Source organism: Microbacterium sp. NPDC058342 (genome assembly GCF_042723935.1).
Classification (GTDB): Bacteria; Actinomycetota; Actinomycetes; order Actinomycetales; family Microbacteriaceae; genus Microbacterium.
Genome location: NZ_JBHXID010000002.1, coordinates 325,695 through 342,650, shown reverse-complemented (window position 1 = coordinate 342,650; position 16,956 = coordinate 325,695). Strand labels below are relative to the sequence as shown.

At 69.7% G+C, this 16,956-nt stretch carries 18 protein-coding genes; 8 read left to right on the top strand and 10 right to left on the bottom strand.

Features of this window, described 5'->3' with window-relative positions; genetic code table 11:
• Positions 1-2: 2 nt before the first annotated feature.
• A complete protein-coding gene (locus tag ACFWHT_RS11530) occupies positions 3-446 on the top strand; it encodes a YdeI/OmpD-associated family protein (RefSeq protein ID WP_378828581.1) in 444 nt (147 codons plus the stop codon).
• Here the strand turns inward: ACFWHT_RS11530 and ACFWHT_RS11525 are convergent, their stop codons facing one another.
• The 5 genes from ACFWHT_RS11525 to ACFWHT_RS11505 form a co-directional block, all read right to left on the bottom strand.
• Positions 447-896: a putative immunity protein gene (locus ACFWHT_RS11525; protein WP_378828579.1), complete on the bottom strand. Its 450-nt coding sequence runs from the start codon at positions 894-896 to the stop codon at positions 447-449. It lies immediately after the preceding gene.
• Complete coding sequence (locus ACFWHT_RS11520; RefSeq protein ID WP_378828576.1) at positions 893-1,669, bottom strand: enoyl-CoA hydratase-related protein; 777 nt, start codon at positions 1,667-1,669, stop codon at positions 893-895. The genes ACFWHT_RS11525 and ACFWHT_RS11520 overlap by 4 nt, the downstream gene beginning before the upstream one ends.
• A gap of 81 nt (positions 1,670-1,750) precedes the next feature.
• Entirely contained in the window at positions 1,751-2,638 is an 888-nt protein-coding gene (gene mmsB, locus ACFWHT_RS11515) for a 3-hydroxyisobutyrate dehydrogenase (RefSeq protein ID WP_378828574.1), read from the bottom strand.
• Complete coding sequence (locus ACFWHT_RS11510; RefSeq protein ID WP_378828572.1) at positions 2,635-3,843, bottom strand: acyl-CoA dehydrogenase family protein; 1,209 nt, start codon at positions 3,841-3,843, stop codon at positions 2,635-2,637. Before ACFWHT_RS11510 ends, mmsB begins: the two co-directional genes overlap by 4 nt.
• The gene (locus ACFWHT_RS11505) at positions 3,840-5,372 is read right to left on the bottom strand and encodes a CoA-acylating methylmalonate-semialdehyde dehydrogenase (protein ID WP_378828569.1); all 1,533 of its coding nucleotides are present in this window, start codon (positions 5,370-5,372) and stop codon (positions 3,840-3,842) included. The genes ACFWHT_RS11510 and ACFWHT_RS11505 overlap by 4 nt, the downstream gene beginning before the upstream one ends.
• A gap of 398 nt (positions 5,373-5,770) precedes the next feature.
• On the opposite strand from ACFWHT_RS11505, the gene ACFWHT_RS11500 reads away from it, so the two are divergent.
• Positions 5,771-6,748, top strand: a complete 978-nt coding sequence (locus ACFWHT_RS11500; protein WP_378828567.1) for a hypothetical protein — start codon at positions 5,771-5,773, stop codon at positions 6,746-6,748.
• An 84-nt stretch (positions 6,749-6,832) separates the two neighbouring features.
• On the opposite strand, the gene ACFWHT_RS11495 is transcribed toward ACFWHT_RS11500, so the two are convergent.
• The 5 genes from ACFWHT_RS11495 to ACFWHT_RS11475 are packed head-to-tail and all read right to left on the bottom strand — an operon-like array spanning position 6,833 to position 12,357.
• Entirely contained in the window at positions 6,833-8,011 is a 1,179-nt protein-coding gene (locus ACFWHT_RS11495) for a thiolase family protein (RefSeq protein ID WP_378828565.1), read from the bottom strand.
• A 48-nt stretch (positions 8,012-8,059) separates the two neighbouring features.
• On the bottom strand, positions 8,060-9,247 hold the full coding sequence (locus ACFWHT_RS11490; RefSeq protein ID WP_378828563.1) for a bifunctional 2-methylcitrate synthase/citrate synthase: 1,188 nt from the start codon (positions 9,245-9,247) through the stop codon (positions 8,060-8,062).
• Positions 9,248-9,251: 4 nt separating this feature from the next.
• Positions 9,252-10,154 (bottom strand): methylisocitrate lyase, encoded by a 903-nt coding sequence (gene prpB, locus ACFWHT_RS11485; protein WP_378828561.1) that lies wholly within the window; start codon positions 10,152-10,154, stop codon positions 9,252-9,254.
• Positions 10,154-11,683, bottom strand: a complete 1,530-nt coding sequence (locus tag ACFWHT_RS11480; RefSeq protein WP_378828559.1) for an MmgE/PrpD family protein — start codon at positions 11,681-11,683, stop codon at positions 10,154-10,156. The genes prpB and ACFWHT_RS11480 overlap by 1 nt, the downstream gene beginning before the upstream one ends.
• A complete protein-coding gene (locus ACFWHT_RS11475; protein ID WP_378828557.1) occupies positions 11,680-12,357 on the bottom strand; it encodes a GntR family transcriptional regulator in 678 nt (225 codons plus the stop codon). Before ACFWHT_RS11475 ends, ACFWHT_RS11480 begins: the two co-directional genes overlap by 4 nt.
• 183 nt (positions 12,358-12,540) lie before the next feature.
• Between ACFWHT_RS11475 and ACFWHT_RS11470 the strand changes: the two genes are divergently transcribed.
• From ACFWHT_RS11470 to ACFWHT_RS11445, 6 genes are all read left to right on the top strand, one after another.
• A complete protein-coding gene (locus tag ACFWHT_RS11470) occupies positions 12,541-12,897 on the top strand; it encodes a PadR family transcriptional regulator (RefSeq protein ID WP_378828555.1) in 357 nt (118 codons plus the stop codon).
• Position 12,898: 1 nt separating this feature from the next.
• Positions 12,899-13,270, top strand: coding sequence for a DUF1048 domain-containing protein (locus ACFWHT_RS11465; RefSeq protein WP_378828554.1), 372 nt, complete (start codon positions 12,899-12,901; stop codon positions 13,268-13,270).
• Positions 13,267-14,043 (top strand): ABC transporter ATP-binding protein, encoded by a 777-nt coding sequence (locus tag ACFWHT_RS11460; RefSeq protein WP_378828552.1) that lies wholly within the window; start codon positions 13,267-13,269, stop codon positions 14,041-14,043. The genes ACFWHT_RS11465 and ACFWHT_RS11460 overlap by 4 nt, the downstream gene beginning before the upstream one ends.
• Entirely contained in the window at positions 14,040-14,807 is a 768-nt protein-coding gene (locus tag ACFWHT_RS11455; protein WP_378828550.1) for an ABC transporter permease, read from the top strand. Before ACFWHT_RS11460 ends, ACFWHT_RS11455 begins: the two co-directional genes overlap by 4 nt.
• A 172-nt stretch (positions 14,808-14,979) precedes the next feature.
• Positions 14,980-15,657 carry a response regulator transcription factor gene (locus ACFWHT_RS11450; protein WP_378828547.1) on the top strand — a complete coding sequence of 226 codons (678 nt, stop codon included), beginning with the start codon at positions 14,980-14,982 and terminating at the stop codon, positions 15,655-15,657.
• Position 15,658: 1 nt separating this feature from the next.
• Positions 15,659-16,951 carry a sensor histidine kinase gene (locus ACFWHT_RS11445; RefSeq protein WP_378828545.1) on the top strand — a complete coding sequence of 431 codons (1,293 nt, stop codon included), beginning with the start codon at positions 15,659-15,661 and terminating at the stop codon, positions 16,949-16,951.
• Positions 16,952-16,956 lie beyond the last annotated feature (5 nt).

Here is a 16,956-nt window from a genome sequence, read left to right as displayed (position 1 = left end):
GCATGAGCGAGCTGAGACTGCACACGGACCTTCGCCCGATGGGCCCCGCCGGTGCCATCGTCCTCGATGACGCGCAGGTCGCGAGCCTGAGCACGGCGAAGGCGTTTCCGGTCGTCGTCGCCATCGGCGACCGCACGGCACGACTGCGCCTGTCGCGCATGGGCGGGAAGAACCTGATCGGGTTCAGCAAGGCCACCCGTGCGGAACTCGGCGTGGAGCTGGGCGACGAGTTCGACGCGGTCATCACCGCCGACACCGCGGAGCGCACGGTGGAGGTGCCGGAGGCACTCGCCGCGGCCCTGGCATCCGATCCGGTGGCCCATGCCGCCTTCGAGGCCCTGACGTACTCCCGCCGCAAGGAGATCGCCCGTCAGATCGCCGAGGCCAAGCAGGATGCCACGCGCGAGCGCCGCCTCGCCAGAGCCCTGGAGGACCTGAAGGGCTGATCAGTCGCCTTCGTACACGTAGCGATCGAAACGGCCCGGCACCCGCATCCGCTGCCAAGCGAGCTCCTCGTCGCGGCGCGCACGGTCGCCGGGGAACGCCTTGGCGGTGTACCGCGGCACCTGTCGGGCGTGCCCGGCCATGTGGGCCACCGCGGCCGCCTGGCCGCACACCCGCGCGGCGGCGAGCGCCGACGGGTCACTCGCCTCACGGGCCGCGGCGTGGCTGGCGAACGCCTTCTCGCGCACGTCGTCGATGCTCATCTCGCCGCGCAGGAAAGCGCGCGCGGCATCCAGCGCGTCCTGCGGGCGCGCGTCGTGCGGTCGCTCGTCGAAGAAGAGCGGCAGCATCCGCTCCGCGCAGGCGATCGTCCACTCCACGAGCTCACGACGGTCCTGCTCCGACAGGGTCAGGTCCGCGTCATCAGGCAGCACGTCGGACACGGCGCTCATCGGTGCTCGAAGCGAGGGGGGCGCTTCTCGCGGAACGCGGCCATGCCCTCCTTCTGGTCGGCGGTGTCGAACAGCCCCGCGAAGGTCTGCTTCTCGACGGCGAGGCCGGCTTCGAGGGTGGTCTCCATGGCTGCGTCCAGCGTCGCCTTGGCTGCGTACACCGACGGCAGGGACTTGGACGCGATGGTCTCGGCGAGCGTCGACGCCTCGTCGAGCAGATCGCCCGCGGCGACCACGCGCGAGACGAGACCGATGCGCTCGGCCTCGTCCGCCTTGATGAGCCGGCCGGAGAGCACGAGTTCGGCGGCCTTGTAGTAGCCGACGGCGCGGATCAGGCGCTGCGTGCCGCCCATACCCGGGATGACGCCGAGATTGATCTCGGGCTGCCCGAACGTGGCCGTGTCGGCGGCGAGGATGATGTCGCACATCATCGCGAGCTCGCATCCGCCGCCCAGTGCGTAGCCGGACACGGCGGCGATGACCGGGGTGCGGACGGCGGCGAAGCGCGTCCACGCGCCGAAGTGGTCGGTGTCGATCATCTCGGCGCCGGTCTTCGACTCCATCTCCTTGATGTCGGCACCCGCCGCGAACGCCTTCTCGGATCCGGTCACCACGATCGCCCCGATTCCGTCGTCGCCGTCGAAGACGGACGCCGCATCGGCGATCTCCTCGGAGACGCGGCCGTTCAGGGCGTTGAGCGCCTGCGGCCTGTCGAGGGTGATCCACCCCACCCGTCCTCGCTGTTCGACGAGGATCGTCTCGTACTCGGCCATGTGTCACTTCCCCTCCGCCGCGACGCTGCAGCCCCTCCAGTATTCCAGGTCGGCACCTATCCGGATCCTGAACGACGGATGTCAGACATCCCCGACACGGATGTCGGTGATGATGCCGGAGAAGTCCCGACCGGCGCCGTCGCCCTCGGCGAACGCCGCGTAGATCTGCTGCGCGAGCCGGCCCATCCTGGCGTCGGTCCCGGTCCCCTCGATGGCCTGCAGGGCGAGGCCGAGATCCTTCGCCATCAGCGCGCCGGCGAAACCGGGCAGGTAGTCGCGGTTCGCCGGGCTGGTGGGCACCGGACCCGGGACCGGGCAGTTGGTCGTCAGCGCCCAGCACTGGCCGGATGCCTGCGAGACGACGTCGTACATCGCCTGATGCTCGAGCCCCAGCCGCTCGGCGAGCACGAACGCCTCGGCGACGGCGATCTGCGAGATGCCGAGGATCATGTTGTTGCACACCTTCGCGGCCTGGCCCAGCCCCGGGCCGCCGCAGTGCACGATGCGCTTGCCCATGACCTCGAGCAGCGGCCGTGCGGCCTCGAAGTCGTCACCGGAACCGCCGACCATGAAGGCCAGCGTTCCGGCCTCGGCGCCGACCACGCCACCGGAGACCGGTGCGTCGACGCTGCGGTGCCCGGCGTCGACGGCCAGCCGGTGGGCGGTGCGCGCCTCGTCCACGGCGATGGTCGAGGACTCGATGAACAGGGTGCCAGGGGCAGCCGCGTCAAGCAGCTCGTCCTGGTAGGCGGCGATGACGTGCCGGCCGGCGGGGAACATCGTGATGACGACCTCGGCGCCGGAGACGGCCTCCGCGCCGCTCCCGGCGACCGGTATGCCGGCGGCCGTGGCCGCATCGATCGCGGCAGGGACGAGGTCGTAGCCGTGCACCTCGTGCCCGGCGCTCACGAGGTTGACGGCCATGGGCAGCCCCATGTGACCGAGGCCCAGGAAGGCGATACGCGTCATGAGGCGCTCCGCAGCGGGTTCCCGACGCCGCGCTCGAGGGAGTCGGAACCGGCGGCGCGCAGCATCTCGCGCCCGACGATGAGTCGCATGATCTCGTTCGTCCCTTCCAGGATCTGGTGCACGCGAAGATCGCGCACGACCTTCTCGACCCCGTAGTCCTGCAGGTATCCGTACCCTCCGTGCAGCTGGAGGGCGCGGTTGGCGACGTCGAAGCCGGCGTCGGTGGCGAAGCGCTTGGCCATCGCGCAGCGCATCGTGGCATCCGGCGCCTGCTCGTCGACGGCCTGCGCGCCGTCGCGCACCATCAGGCGCGCTGCCTGCAGGTCGGTGCGCATGTCGGCGATGGTGAACAGGATCGACTGCTTCTCGGCGAGCGGCTCGCCGAAGGCGACGCGCTCGTGCACGTACTGCACGGCGCGGTCCAGCGCCCACTGGGCACCGCCCAGCGAGCAGGCGGCGATGTTCAGGCGCCCGCCGTTCAGGGCCGACATCGCGATCGCGAAGCCCCTGCCCTCCTCGCCCAGCATGGCGGATGCCGGAACCCGCACCCCGTCGAAGATCACCTGCCGGGTGGGCTGCGCGTGCCAGCCCATCTTCTTCTCCAGCGTGCCGAAGCCGAGACCTTCCGCATCGCCCGGGACGAGGAAGGCGCTGACGCCCTTCGCGCCGGGCTCGCCGGTGCGCGCCATGACGACGTAGACGCCCGCCTCGCCGGCACCGGAGATGAACTGCTTCACGCCGGTGAGCACGTACTCGTCCGCATCGCGCACCGCGCTCGTGGCGATGTTCGCGGCATCCGATCCCGCTCCCGGCTCGGTCAGGCAGTAGCCGCCGAACGCCTCCATCGCCGTGAGCGAAGGCAGCCATCGTCCGCGCTGCTCTTCGGTGCCGTAGGTGTCGATCATCCAGGCGACCATGTTGTGGATCGAGATGTATGCCGCGACCGCCGGGTCGCCCTGGGCGAGCTCCTCGAAGATCGCGACGGTGTCGACCCGGCCGAGGCCCGTACCCCCGAACTCCTCACCCACGTAGATGCCGCCCAGCCCCAGCTCCCCGGCGCGGCGCAGCGTCTCGCGCGGGAAGAGGTGCTTCTCGTCGCGCTCGGCCGCGTGCGGGGCCAGCTCGGTCTCGGCGAAGTCGCGCACGGCGCCGAGGATGGCCTCGCGCTCCTCGGCGCTCACGGTCGCTGCAGTCATGATGGTCATCGGTGTCCCTCCCCGGTGTTCGGCATGACGAAGCTGGCGCCCTCGCGGATCGCCGTTCCGTCGCGCAGGTCGGACGTCAGCCAGCGGCTGGTGACGGTCTTGGTCTTGGTGTAGAAGCGGAAGCCGTCGGCGCCGTGCTGGTTCAGGTCTCCGAACCCGGATGCCTTCCAGCCGCCGAACGTGTAGTACGCGATCGGCACGGGAATCGGGATGTTCACGCCGACCATGCCGACGTTCACGCGCGCGGCGAAGTCGCGGGCGGCATCGCCGTCACGGGTGAAGATGCCGACGCCGTTGCCGTAGGGGTTGTCGGATGCCAGTGCCAGTGCCTCTTCGTAGTCCGCGGCGCGGACCACCGAGAGCACCGGACCGAAGATCTCCTCACGGTAGATCGACATGTCGGGCATGACGTGGTCGAACAGGGTCGGTCCCAGGTAGAAGCCGTTCTCGTGGCCTTCGACGACCAGACCGCGGCCGTCGGCGACGAGCGTGGCGCCGGCGTCCGCCCCTTCCTGGATCAGGCCCTCCACGCGCGCCTTGGCGGCCGCGCTGACCAGCGGGCCGTAGTCGACGCCTGGCTGCGCGCCCGGGCCGACCTTCAGCTCGCGCACCCGTTCCGCGAGCTTGGCGACGAGGGCGTCGGCCGTCTCCTGACCGACGGGCACCGCGACCGAGATCGCCATGCACCGCTCGCCTGCGGAGCCGTAGCCGGAGCCGATCAGGGCGTCGACAGCCTGGTCGAGGTCGGCGTCGGGCATGACGACGAGGTGGTTCTTCGCACCGCCGAAGCACTGCGCGCGCTTGCCGTTCGCGGCGGCGGTGGAGTAGATGTACTCGGCGATCGGAGTGGAGCCGACGAACCCGACCGCCTGGATGCGCGGGTCGGTCAGGAGGGTGTCCACCGCCTCCTTGTCGCCGTGGACGACGTTGAGGATGCCCGCGGGCAGACCGGCCTCGAGGAACAACTCGGCCAGGCGCACCGGCACGGAGGGGTCCCGCTCGGAGGGCTTGAGCACGAAGGCGTTGCCCGCGGCGATGGCGGGTCCGGCCTTCCACAGGGGGATCATGGCAGGGAAGTTGAAGGGCGTGATGCCGGCCACGACGCCGAGGGGCTGGCGCATGGAGTAGACGTCGATGCCCGTGCCCGCCTCGGTGGAGTACTCGCCCTTGAGCAGGTGCGGGGCGCCGATGCAGAACTCGATCACGTCGAGTCCGCGGATGACGTCGCCCTTGGCGTCCTCGACGGTCTTGCCGTGCTCGCTCGAGAGCAGGCGGGCGAGCTCGTCCATGTTCTGGTGCGCGAGCTCGACGAAGCGCATCATGACGCGGGCACGCTTCTGCGGATTGGTGGCGGCCCACGCGGGCTGTGCGGCGGCGGCGTCGTCGATGACGGCGCGCACCTCGTCGGCCGTCGCCAGCGGCACGCGCGCCTGCACGGCGCCTGTCGACGGGTCGAACACGTCGGCGACGCGTCCACCGGTGGGCTCGAGCGGCCTTCCGCCTACGAAATGGGGGATGTAACGGGTCATTGTGTGACACTCCTCTGCGCCCTCTTTGGCACAGTGTTCATGGTAGTCGGTACACAATGGATTTACTAGGGCGTCCTACTATCTGCCCGGCGCGGATGTTCGCCCCGCGTTCACCGCCAGGTCATCTGCGCCCCGTACAACTGTCTCTGCGCGGCCGAATGGACTGACCGGATCGGGTGCCGACCACGTCCGCGCCGCGGTGAGCGCTGCTCCCGCCGCGGTCTCAGACCGCGAGACCCCCGCCGAATCGGGTCGGCGGGGGTCTCTTCCCCGCCCACGTTCGAATCGCTCAAGTTGCTGCATCTGAGGCCCAGATACAGCAACTTGAGCGATTCGAAGCATGACCGACCTGTGGAGAACCCCGACGGCACCGGCTCGGAACCTGTCAGGGTGAGCCGATGGGACGACGACAGGAACTTCCCGATCCGCTCGGCGACGGGTTCTCCGTGGCGGAAGCGCGGCGTTACGGTGTCACCCACGCGCGGATGCGGGGAGGCGACCTTCTCAGACCGTTCCACGGCATGCGCGTCATCGAGTCCGAGATCGACGAACCCGAGCGGATCGATGACCCCTATCTGCGCCAGCGACGGGATCGCGTCGCGAGGGCGCGGCTGTACGCCCCGCGCCTTCACACCGGACACTTCTTCAGCCATCAGACCGCCGCATCGATCTGGGGCGGTCCACTCCCGCTCGAGTTCACTGAGAAAGGCGAGGTCGCCGACGGGGAACTGCTGCCGCTGCACGTGAGCGCCTCGGGGTTCGTACCCTTCCCGCGGGCGCGGGGCATCGTGGGCCACCGCACGCTCGCGAGCATGACGTCGATAGGCGAGTGCGATGATCTGCGGGTCACCTCACCCGCCGCCACCTGGGTCTCGCTCGGCCGTCTCCGCGTGCCTGACCTCGTCGCGCTCGGCGACTACTTCTGCCGGAAGTGGCGCACGGGCGTCGGCAGAAGAGAAGTCGGGCGAGCCCCGCTGGCCACTCTCGACGATCTGCAGGCTGCGCTGAACGCCGGGCGGCGGTTGGGAGCAGCGAGGCTGCGCGATGCACTGTCCTTGATCCGGGAAGACAGCTGGTCACCGCGCGAATCGCTCGTGCGTGTGATCCTCGTGACGGCAGGACTGCCGGAGCCCCAGCTGAACATCGACGTGTTCGACGATCAGGGCCGCTTCCTCGGCTGCGCCGACATGGTGTATCCGGAAGCAAGGGTGATCGTCGAGTACCACGGGATGCTCCATGGGCCGCAGTGGGCTCAAGATGTGGAGCGCATCGGCGCGTTCCGCGCGGCCGGATGGGATGTGATCGAGGTCACGTCGCCTCTGCTGAACCGGCCGGAGGAGCTGGTGCAGCGCGTCAGACGTGCGCTGCTCGGGTAGTGCCCGTTCGAATCGCTCAAGTTGCTGCATCTGAGGCGCAGATACAGCAACTTGAGCGATTCGAACGGAGAGAGCGCGACCGCCTCAGATCCGCTCGATGATCAGGGCGTTGGCCATCCCGCCGCCCTCGCACATGGTCTGCAGCCCCAGCCGTCCGCCGGTCGCCTCGAGGTGATCGAGGAGCGTTCCCAGCAGCCGAGTGCCGGACGACCCCAGGGCGTGACCGAGGGCGATCGCCCCGCCCCGCGGATTGAGTCTGGTGGGATCGGCATCCAGCTCCGCCGCCCAGGCCAGGGGAACGGAGGCGAACGCCTCGTTCACCTCGTAGGCGTCGATGTCGTCGATGTCGAGTCCCGAGCGCTCCAGCACGCGGCGCGTGGCCGGGATGGGGCCGGTGAGCATGAGCAGCGGATCGTCGCCGATCACGTCGAACGCGCGGAACCGCGCCCGTGGGGTCAGCCCGAGCTGCTCGGCGCGATCCGCGCTCATCATCAGAGCCGCCGACGCCCCGTCGGTGAGCGGCGAGGAGTTGCCCGGCGTGATGCTCCAGGAGATGTCGGGAAAACGCTGCGCCAGGGCATCCGTGCGAAAGGATGCCGGCAGGCCGGCCAGCCGCTCGACGCTGGTGCCCTCTCGCACGGTCTCGTCGCTCGTGGCATCCGGCGCCTCGGGAACCGCCACGACGGTGCGATCGAAGAAGCCGTCGCGCCAGGCGCGGGCGGCCCGGGCGTGCGATTCGGCGGCGAACGCGTCGAGCGTCTCGCGATCGAAGCCCCAGCGCCGGGCGATGAGCTCTGCGCTCACGCCCTGGTTGACCAGACCCTGCGGGTAGCGGGCGCGCAGCCGGGGAGACATCGGCGAGCCGCCCGCCGCGGATGCCCCCAGCGGCACCCGGCTCATGGACTCCACTCCCCCGACGATCACGATGTCGCTCTCGCCGGCGGCGATGCCCGCAGCCGCGAAGTGCACCGCCTGCTGGCTGGAGCCGCACTGCCGGTCGATGGTCGTGCCGGGGATGCGCTCGTCGAAACCGGCCGCGAGCACGGCCTGCCTGGCGACGTTCATGGCCTGGTCGCCCACCTGGCTGACGCAGCCCAGCATCACGTCGTCGATCTGCCCGGACTCCAGGCCGTTGCGATCCAGGATCGCCTGCAGCATCCCGGCCGCGAGATCGACCGGGTGCACGCCAGACAGCGAACCGCCCGGCTTGCCCCGCCCCACCGGTGTTCGGACAACGTCGACCAGGACCGCTTCGCTGCTCATCACTCCATCATGCCTTCGCCGCGCCGCGAGCGGCCGTCGCGGGACGGATCAGTCCGCCGCCTCTTCCGGCCGCTCCTGCACGTCGATCGCCGCCGTGTCGGGCTCGTACTCCTCGATGTGCCGCTCGTCGCTGCCGTTGTACGCCGACAGCGGGCGGATGAGGGCGTTGGATGCCTGCTGCTCGAGCACGTGCGCAGTCCAGCCGGTGATGCGCGCGGCGATGAACAGCGGGGTGAAGGTCAGCGTGTCGAAGCCGATCAGGTTGTACGCGGGACCCGAGGGATAGTCGAGGTTCGGGTAGATGCCCTTGCGCTCGACGAACTCGCTCTCGAGCTTCTCGTACAGCTCGGCGACATCGGGCCGGTCGTAGTGCTCGACGAGCGAGTCCAGCGCCGCCTTCATCGTCGGCACGCGTGAGTCGCCGCGCTTGTACACCCGGTGCCCGAAGCCCATGATCTTGCGCTTCTCGGCGAGCGCGGCATCCAGCCACTCCTCCACTCGGTCGGCCGAGCGGATCTCGTCGAAGATGTGCATGACGGCCTCGTTCGCCCCGCCGTGCAGCGGACCCTTGAGCGCGCCGATCGCACCGACCACGGCCGAGTACAGGTCGCTCAGCGTCGACGTGATCACCCGGGCGGTGAACGTGGACGCGTTGAAGGAGTGCTCCGCGTACAGGATCATCGAGCGGTTGAAGGCGTCGACGACCTTCGGCTCCGGCTCCTCGCCGAAGGTGAGCCAGAGGAAGTTGGCGGCGTAGTCCAGGTCGTCGCGCGACTCGACCAGCGTCTGGCCGCGGCGGCGCCGCTGACCGTACGCGACGATCGCAGGCAGCACGGCGAACAGCTGCAGGCTGCGCTGCAGGTTCTGCTCGGGGGTGCCCACGGCATCCAGCACGTTGCCCGTGCCGGCGGTCTCAATCGCACCGATCACGCTGACCGCGGTGCGCACCTCGTCCATCGGGTGCGCGTCCAGCGGCAGCGCGTCGATGGCGTCCTTCACCCGCGGGGAGAGAGCCCGATGCTCGCGCTCGGTGGCGCGGAACTGCGCCAGCTGCTCGGCATCCGGCAGCTCGCCCTGCCACAGCAGATAGGCGACCGCCTCGAACGGCTGGGTCGCCGCCAGCTCCTGCACCGGGTAGCCGCGGTAGAGCAGGCTGTTCGTCTCGGGGTTGACCTTGCTGATGGCGGTGACGTCGGCGACGACGCCGGCGAGGCCCTTCTTAATGTCCTCGGTCATTTGCTCAGCCCTTCGCGATGGTGAAGTTGAAGACGCCGGAGTCGAAGTGGTTGTACGACTCGTAGTCGATGAGGTCATACAGCTCGGCGCGGTGCTGCATCTCGCCGAGCCTGGAGGTGAGGTGCCCCTCCTCGTTCAGCGTATCGAGTGCGCGCCCCGCCGCGCCCATCGCGATCCGCAGCAGCGACACCGGCCAGATGACGATGTTCACGCCCACGTCTCGCAGCTGCGCGACGCTGAAAAGATCCGACTTCCCGAACTCGGTCATGTTCGCCAGGATCGGCACATCGACCGCCTCCCTGATCGCGGCGAACTCCTCCAACGACCGCATCGCCTCGGGGAAGATCGCGTCGGCACCGGCATCCACCAGCGCCTTCGCGCGATCCTTCGCGGCCTCCAGCCCGTCCACGGCGGCGATGTCGGTGCGCGCCATGATGAGGAAGTCCGGGTCCCGCCGCGCGTCGACGGCGGCGCGGATGCGCTTCAGCGCCGTCTGCTCGTCGACGACGGCCTTGCCGTCGAGGTGGCCACAGCGCTTCGGGTTGATCTGGTCCTCGATGTGGGCGCCGGCGAGCCCGGCATCCTCGAGGGTCTGGATCGTGCGGGCGACGTTCATCGGCTCGCCGAATCCGGTGTCGGCGTCGATGATGGCCGGCAGCTCCGTCATCCGGGCGATCTGCTGACCCCGCGAGGCCACCTCGGTGAGCGTCGTCAAGCCGATGTCGGGCAACCCGAGGTCGGCCGAGAGCACGGCGCCGGAGATGTAGACGCCCTCGAACCCCTTCTGCTCGATGAGACGAGCAGAGAGCGGGTTGAACGCGCCGGGGAAGCGCAGCAGCTCTCCCGAGGCGAGTCGCTCGCGGAACAGGCGGCGCTTCTCGTGCGCGGGCGTGGATGAGTACAGCATCAGAACAGACCCTTCGGAGCCTCGGGAGCGGATGCGAGCACGCCGGCCTTCGCGATGATCGACAGCTCGCCGACCTCGGCGGCCGAGAGCTCGGGCAGACGCTGCACCAGTTCCAGGAAGCGGTCGATCTCGGCGGCGTCGAGCACGGGCTCGGCGAGGATGCGGAACTTGCGGATGTACTGCTCGCGGCCGAACGGGCGGGCGCCGAGCGGATGCGCGTCGGCGACCGCGATCTCGTCGACGACGGTCTCGCCGTTGGCGAGGGTGATCTCCACCCGGCCGCCGAACGCCTTCTCACCGGGGTCGACGGAGTGGTAGCGGCGCGTCCATTCGGGATCCTCGGCCGTGGTGATCCTGTGCCACAGCTCGATCGTGTCCTCGCGTTGCGCACGCTCGGGCAGGTAGGAGTCGACGTGGTGCCAGGTGCCGTCCTGCAGCGCCACGGCGAAGATGTACGGCACCGAGTGGTCCAGCGTCTCGCGCGACGCCGTCGGGTCGTACTTCTGCGGGTCGTTCGCCCCCGAGCCGATCACGTTGTGCGTGTGGTGGCTGGTGTGCAGCACGATGCTCGCGATGTTCGCCGGATCGCGCAGCTCGGGGCGGGCGGTGCCCAGGCGCCGGGCGAGGTCGATGATCGCCTGGGCCTGATACTCGGCGGAGTGCTCCTTGGTGTACGTGTCCAGGATGCCGCGCTTGGGCTCGCCGGCAGCCGGCAGCGGCACGTCGTAGGAGGCGTCCTTGCCGTCGAGCATCCAGGCGATCACGCCGTCCTCGCCCTCGTAGATCGGCGACGGCGAGGTCTGGCCGCGCATGGCGCGGTCGACCGCTTCGACCGCCATCTTGCCGGCGAACGCGGGGGCGTGCGCCTTCCAGGTGGAGATCTCGCCCTTGCGGCTCTGCCGGGTGGCCGTCGTGGTGTGCAGCGCCTGGCCGACGGCCTGGTAGATCGTCTCGGCAGGAAGTCCGAGCAGGGTGCCGATGCCGGCTGCGGCCGACGGGCCGAGGTGGGCGACGTGGTCGATCTTGTGCTTGTGCAGCGAGATCGCCCGCACGAGGTCGACCTGGATCTCGTAGCCGGTGGCGATGCCGCGCACCAGCGCGCGTCCATCGCATCCGGCGTGCTGGGCGACGGCGAGGATCGGCGGGATGTTGTCGCCCGGGTGCGAGTACTCCGCCGCGAGGAAGGTGTCGTGGTAGTCGAGCTCGCGCACGGCGACGCCGTTGGCCCAGGCCGCCCACTCCGGGCTGGTGCGGCGGTCGAGCTCGGCACCGAAGACGGTCGCTCCCCTGCCGCCGGTGGAGACGGGGTGAGTGAAGGCCTGGGCGCGTGCCGCGACGATGGGGGCCCGGGTCAGGGAGGCCGCGGCGACCGAGGCGTTGTCGATGATGCGGTTGATGATCATGTCGACCACCTCGGGTTCGACCTCGACGGGGTCGACGGCGACTTCGGCGATCTTCCACGCGAGCTGCTGCTCGCGGGGAAGGTCCTCTTCGCTGCGGTAGACGCGGACGTGGTGGGTGACCGTCATGGGGTTCCTTCCGAGGGGGCGCTCTGCTGTTCCAGAGACGCGAGGATGCTGGTGAGAGCGTTGTGCAGGTGGACGTGGGTGGCGTGTGCGGCGAGTTCGGCATCGCCGGACGCCAGGGCGCTCGCGATCAGCCGATGCTCGGATGCCGATGCCGCCAGGCGCTCGGGGTTGTCACGCGCCATGCGGCGCACGCGGACGAGGTGGGTGCGCACGGTGCGCAGGGCCGAGGCGAGGTAGTCGTTGCCGTGCGAGAGGTCGAGCTGGGCATCCATGCCCGCGATGAGGGCGTAATAGGCATCGCGCCCCTCATCGGCATCCAGGGCCACGTGCGAGAACGCGTCGGCGAGCGCTGCGAACGCGGCCTTGTCGCCGCGCCGGGCGGCGAGCCGCGCGGCGGTCTCCTCCAGTGCGCGACGGATCTCGAACAGCGCGCGGATGTCATCCGCGTCGATGGCCGCGACGACCGTGACCCGGGGTGACTGCTGCACGGAGAGACCGTCGGCGGCGAGCCGGCGCAGCGCCTCGCGCATCGGCGTGCGACTGACCCCGAGCCGCTCCGCCTGCTCGACCTCGGCGAGTACGGCGCCCGCGGCAAGCGCGCCCGACTGGATCTCATCGAGCAGGATCGCGTAGGCGCGGTCGCTCGCTCGGACGGACTCGGGAACGGTGCTCACGCGGCCAGCGTATACACAACTGCCCCCGAATGCGAGCGTGGGCCGAGATTCGCGCCACTTACGTATACATAAAAAATTCGCCGCACACTCTTGCGCTCCGGCTACTCAGTGTTACTATGTACTGGTAGTCAGCAACACTGAGTACCAGTACCCAGTACTACCGAGTAGTGAAAGGAGGCCGCCATGGGCAGACAGATGACCGAGATGCTCAAGGGCACACTCGAGGGCATCGTGCTGGCGCTGCTGTCGGGCAGCCCCGCCTACGGCTACGAGATCACCACGCAGCTGCGCGAGCGGGGCTTCACCGAGATCGCCGAGGGCACGATATACGCGCTCCTCGTGCGCATCGAGCAGAAGGGCCTCGTGGACGTGGAGAAGGTGCCCAGCGAGAAGGGCCCGCCCCGCAAAGTCTTCACCCTGAACGCACAGGGGGCCCAGGAACTCGCCGAGTTCTGGAGCACCTGGGCGTTCCTCGCCGAGCGGATCGACCAGCTCCGCTCCCCCGACATCACACACGACGACTCCGAAGGAGAGAACTGACATGGCCGCGAAATGGATCGAAGCGCTCACCGGACCGCTCGAGCAGAAGAAGCAGTACCGCAACGCCAAATCGCGCATCGACGCGATGCCCGAGCCCCACCGGACCGCCGCGAACGCGATGCACCGCTACCTGCTGCACTACGGCGGCGTCACCGACGGCGACACCCTCGTGCGGATGTTCGTCGACCTGGCCGACCTCTGGGAGCGCGCCGCCGTGGACGGCACCCCGGTCTCGGAGATCACCGGGGACGACCCGGTGGACTTCGCCGAGACGTTCGCCCAGTCGTACGGCGGCGCCCGCTGGATCGACAAGGAGCGCGCCCGGCTCATCGAGGCGATCGACGGCGCGAAGAGGAAGGAGGAGCGATCATGACCACCCCGACCATCTCGGTGCGCGGCATCGAGAAGTCCTACAAGGACCTGCAGGTGCTGCGCGGCGTCGACTTCGACGTCGAGCACGGCAGCATCTTCGCTCTGCTCGGCTCGAACGGCGCCGGCAAGACCACGATGGTGCGCATCCTCTCGACCCTGCTCAAGGCGGATGCCGGCACGGCATCCGTGCGCGGCTTCGACGTGGCATCCGAACCGCTCAAGGTGCGCGAGTCGATCAGCCTGACCGGACAGTTCGCCGCGGTGGACGAGATCCTCACGGGGCGTGAGAACCTCGTGCTCGTGGCGAAGCTGCGCCACCTTCCCGATCCGGGAGCCGTGGCCGACGACCTGCTCGCCCGCTTCCGCCTCACCGACGCGGGCGCCCGCAAGGCCGGCGCCTACTCCGGCGGCATGCGCCGCCGACTCGACATCGCGATGAGCCTGGTCGGAGACCCCGAGGTCATCTATCTCGACGAGCCGACCACGGGGCTCGACCCCGAGGCGCGCATCGAGGTGTGGGGCATCGTCAAGGAACTCGCGACGAACGGCACGACCGTGCTGCTCACCACGCAGTACCTCGACGAGGCCGAGCAGCTCGCCGACCGCATCGCGATCCTGCACCAGGGTCGCATCATCGCGAACGGCACGCTCGCCGAGCTCAAGCAGCTGCTGCCGGCGGCGAAGGCCGAATACGTCGAGAAGCAGCCCACGCTCGAGGAGATCTTCCTCGCGCTGGTCGGGCCTACCCCGACAGAAGAGAGGAGCGCAGCATGAGCACGCATCTCGTCGCCGACACGGCGACGCTCACCGGCCGGTCGATGCGCCACATCTTCCGCAGCGCCGACACCATCATCACCACGGCGGTCACCCCGATCGCGCTGATGCTGCTGTTCGTGTTCGTCTTCGGCGGAGCGCTGCGGCAGAGCATCGGATCCGAGAGCTACGTGAACTACCTGCTCCCGGGCATCCTGTTGATCGCGATCGCGTCGGGCATCTCGTACACGGCGTTCCGGCTGTTCACCGACATGCAGGGCGGCGTCTTCGAGCGGTTCCACTCGATGCCGATCGCGCGCTCGAGCGTGCTGTGGGCGCATGTGCTCACCTCGCTCGTCGCGAACGGCATCACCCTGGCGATCATCTTCGCGGTCGGATTCCTGATGGGGTTCCGTACGGGTGCCGGGCCACTGGAGTGGCTCGCCGTGATCGGCATCCTGGCGCTGTTCACGCTGGCACTCACCTGGCTGGCCGTGATCGCGGGCCTGGCCGCGAAGACGATCGACGGGGCGACGGCGTTCTCGTATCCGCTGATCTTCCTGCCGTTCATCAGCTCGGCCTTCGTGCCGACCGAGACGATGCCGGGCCCGGTGCGCTGGTTCGCCGAGAACCAGCCGGTCACGTCGATCGTGAACAGCATCCAAGCGCTCTTCGCGGGCGAGCCCGTCGGCTCGTCGATCTGGATCGCGCTGGCCTGGTGCGCCGGAATCCTCCTCGTCGCCTACGTCTTCGCGATGCGAGCCTACCGGCGCCGGATCGGGTAGCACCGGACGACGTGCGCCGAGACCCCGCACTGCCGTCGAGACCCCGTGATGCGGACGCCCGCATCACGGGGTCTCGACGATTGCACGGGGTGTCGGGAAAGCGCGACGACGCGCGAACGACCGCTGACCCGTCTTCAGGCCCGCTTCAGCACCGTCGGGCCACACTGGAGGCATGCGGATACTGCTCGTGGACGATGAGGTGCGCCTCGCGGACGGCATCCGCCGTGGACTCGAGGCCGAGGGGATGCTCGTCGACCTGGCGCATGACGGCCTCAGCGGACTTCGGATGGCCACCGACGCGGACTACGACGCGATCGTGCTCGACGTCATGATGCCCGGCATGAGCGGCTACCGGGTCTGTCAGGCGCTGCGCGCCGACGAGAACTGGACGCCCGTCCTCTTCCTCACCGCCAAGGACGGCGAATGGGACGAGGTCGAGGGTTTGGACACCGGCGGCGACGACTGGCTCACCAAGCCCTTCTCGTATCCCGTGCTCGTCGCCCGGCTGCGCGCTCTCGTCCGGCGCGGCGGGCGCGAGCGTCCGGTGGTGCTCGAAGCCGGCGACCTGCGACTCGACCCCGCCGCGCGCCGCGCGTTCCGCGGTGACACCGAGCTGACCCTGACCGCTCGCGAGCTCTCGGTGCTCGACTTCCTCCTGCGGCGCCGGGACGAGGTCGTCACCAAGCGCGAGGTGATCGCCAACGTCTGGGGCGACGACTTCGACGGCGACGCCAACATCGTCGAGGTGTACGTCGGTCATCTCCGCGCCAAGATCGATCGGCCCTTCGGCCGTGAGGCCATCGAGACCGTGCGCGGCGCCGGATACCGGCTGTCCGGAACGGGCGGCTGACATGGCGCGTCGCGTGGCCCTCTCCCGCTCGATCCGCGCCCGGGTCACCACCGGGGCGTTCATCGTGGTGGCCATCGCCCTCGGCGTCGGCGCCGTCGCCACCGTGCAGATCCTCTCCGGCGCGCTCACCGAGGGTGTCCGCGTCGCAGTGGAGCAGGATCTGGAGACCATCGGGGAGCAGGTCGAGGCCGGCACCGGCGCGATCGAGGGCATCGACGGCGACCTGCTCGTGCGCCTGGGCGACGCCGTCAGCGACGACGACGCCGCGGAGCTTCCCGCTGTCGCGGAGGACGCAACCGCCCGCGTCGTCGTCGACGGCGATGCGTACCTCGCCGCCTCGGAGGAGACGGATGCCGGGACGCTGACCGTCGCCCGCCCGCTCGAGCACGTCGAGGACGCCGTGGCGACGGCGACTGCGCTGCTGGCGGTCGCGGTGCCGCTGCTGCTGGTCCTGATCGCCGTGGTCGTGTGGGTCGTCGCCGGGCGCGCCCTGGCACCCGTCGAGCGTCTGCGCAGACAGGTCGACGCCATCGGCCCCGACCGGCTCGGCAGCCGGGTCGACGCCGGCGAGGACGAGCTCGGGTCCCTCGCCGAGACCATGAACCGGATGCTGGAGCGCATCGAGCACGCGCAGTCGGTGCAGAGGCGGTTCGTGAGCGATGCCTCGCATGAGCTGCGCTCCCCTCTCGCCACGATCCGGCAGCACGCCGAGGTGGCGGCCGCGCACCCGCACTCCACCTCGGTCGAGGCGCTGAGCCAGGTCGTGCGGCACGAAGGCATCCGCATGCAGGATCTCGTCGAGGGCCTGCTGCTGCTGGCGCGGATCGATGAGCACCAGCAGCATCCGGCCGAGCCCGTGGATCTCGATGATCTCGCGCTCGCGGAGGCGAGCAGGCTGCGCGGAATGGGCGCGCAGGTCGACACGCGCGGCGTCGGCGCAGGTCGCGTGCGGGGGAGCCGCGCCCTGTTGTCACGCGCGGTGCGCAACCTCGCGGACAACGCCGCCAGGCACGCCGCGCGGATCGTCACGATCCGCGTGTCGTCCGAGCAGGACCGTGTCGTGCTCGTGGTCGAGGACGACGGCAACGGCATCCCGCCCGAACACCGCCGTCGGATCTTCGACCGCTTCGCGCGCCTGGACGAGGGCCGAGCGCGCGACGAGGGCGGCAGCGGACTCGGGCTCGCGATCGTGCACGAGGTCGCGGCTCTGCACCGCGGGACGGTGACGGTGGATGCCGGAGCGCACGGCGGCGCGCGATTCACGCTCACCCTGCCCGGGTCGCCCGGAGCCTGAAGCGC

What these genes read in the sequence shown, in the direction of transcription:
- ACFWHT_RS11500 (WP_378828567.1), top strand. Translation starts at nt 5,771, where the DNA reads ATGGGACGACGACAGGAACTTCCCGATCCGCTCGGCGACGGGTTCTCC.
- prpB (WP_378828561.1), bottom strand. Translation starts at nt 10,154, where the DNA reads ATGCTGTACTCATCCACGCCCGCGCACGAGAAGCGCCGCCTGTTCCGC.
- ACFWHT_RS11460 (WP_378828552.1), top strand. Translation starts at nt 13,267, where the DNA reads ATGACCACCCCGACCATCTCGGTGCGCGGCATCGAGAAGTCCTACAAG.
- mmsB (WP_378828574.1), bottom strand. Translation starts at nt 2,638, where the DNA reads ATGACGCGTATCGCCTTCCTGGGCCTCGGTCACATGGGGCTGCCCATG.
- ACFWHT_RS11450 (WP_378828547.1), top strand. Translation starts at nt 14,980, where the DNA reads ATGCGGATACTGCTCGTGGACGATGAGGTGCGCCTCGCGGACGGCATC.
- ACFWHT_RS11445 (WP_378828545.1), top strand. Translation starts at nt 15,659, where the DNA reads ATGGCGCGTCGCGTGGCCCTCTCCCGCTCGATCCGCGCCCGGGTCACC.
- ACFWHT_RS11495 (WP_378828565.1), bottom strand. Translation starts at nt 8,011, where the DNA reads ATGAGCAGCGAAGCGGTCCTGGTCGACGTTGTCCGAACACCGGTGGGG.
- ACFWHT_RS11470 (WP_378828555.1), top strand. Translation starts at nt 12,541, where the DNA reads ATGGGCAGACAGATGACCGAGATGCTCAAGGGCACACTCGAGGGCATC.
- ACFWHT_RS11490 (WP_378828563.1), bottom strand. Translation starts at nt 9,247, where the DNA reads ATGACCGAGGACATTAAGAAGGGCCTCGCCGGCGTCGTCGCCGACGTC.
- ACFWHT_RS11480 (WP_378828559.1), bottom strand. Translation starts at nt 11,683, where the DNA reads ATGACGGTCACCCACCACGTCCGCGTCTACCGCAGCGAAGAGGACCTT.
- ACFWHT_RS11525 (WP_378828579.1), bottom strand. Translation starts at nt 896, where the DNA reads ATGAGCGCCGTGTCCGACGTGCTGCCTGATGACGCGGACCTGACCCTG.
- ACFWHT_RS11505 (WP_378828569.1), bottom strand. Translation starts at nt 5,372, where the DNA reads ATGACCCGTTACATCCCCCATTTCGTAGGCGGAAGGCCGCTCGAGCCC.
- ACFWHT_RS11455 (WP_378828550.1), top strand. Translation starts at nt 14,040, where the DNA reads ATGAGCACGCATCTCGTCGCCGACACGGCGACGCTCACCGGCCGGTCG.
- ACFWHT_RS11530 (WP_378828581.1), top strand. Translation starts at nt 3, where the DNA reads ATGAGCGAGCTGAGACTGCACACGGACCTTCGCCCGATGGGCCCCGCC.
- ACFWHT_RS11510 (WP_378828572.1), bottom strand. Translation starts at nt 3,843, where the DNA reads ATGACCATCATGACTGCAGCGACCGTGAGCGCCGAGGAGCGCGAGGCC.
- ACFWHT_RS11520 (WP_378828576.1), bottom strand. Translation starts at nt 1,669, where the DNA reads ATGGCCGAGTACGAGACGATCCTCGTCGAACAGCGAGGACGGGTGGGG.
- ACFWHT_RS11465 (WP_378828554.1), top strand. Translation starts at nt 12,899, where the DNA reads ATGGCCGCGAAATGGATCGAAGCGCTCACCGGACCGCTCGAGCAGAAG.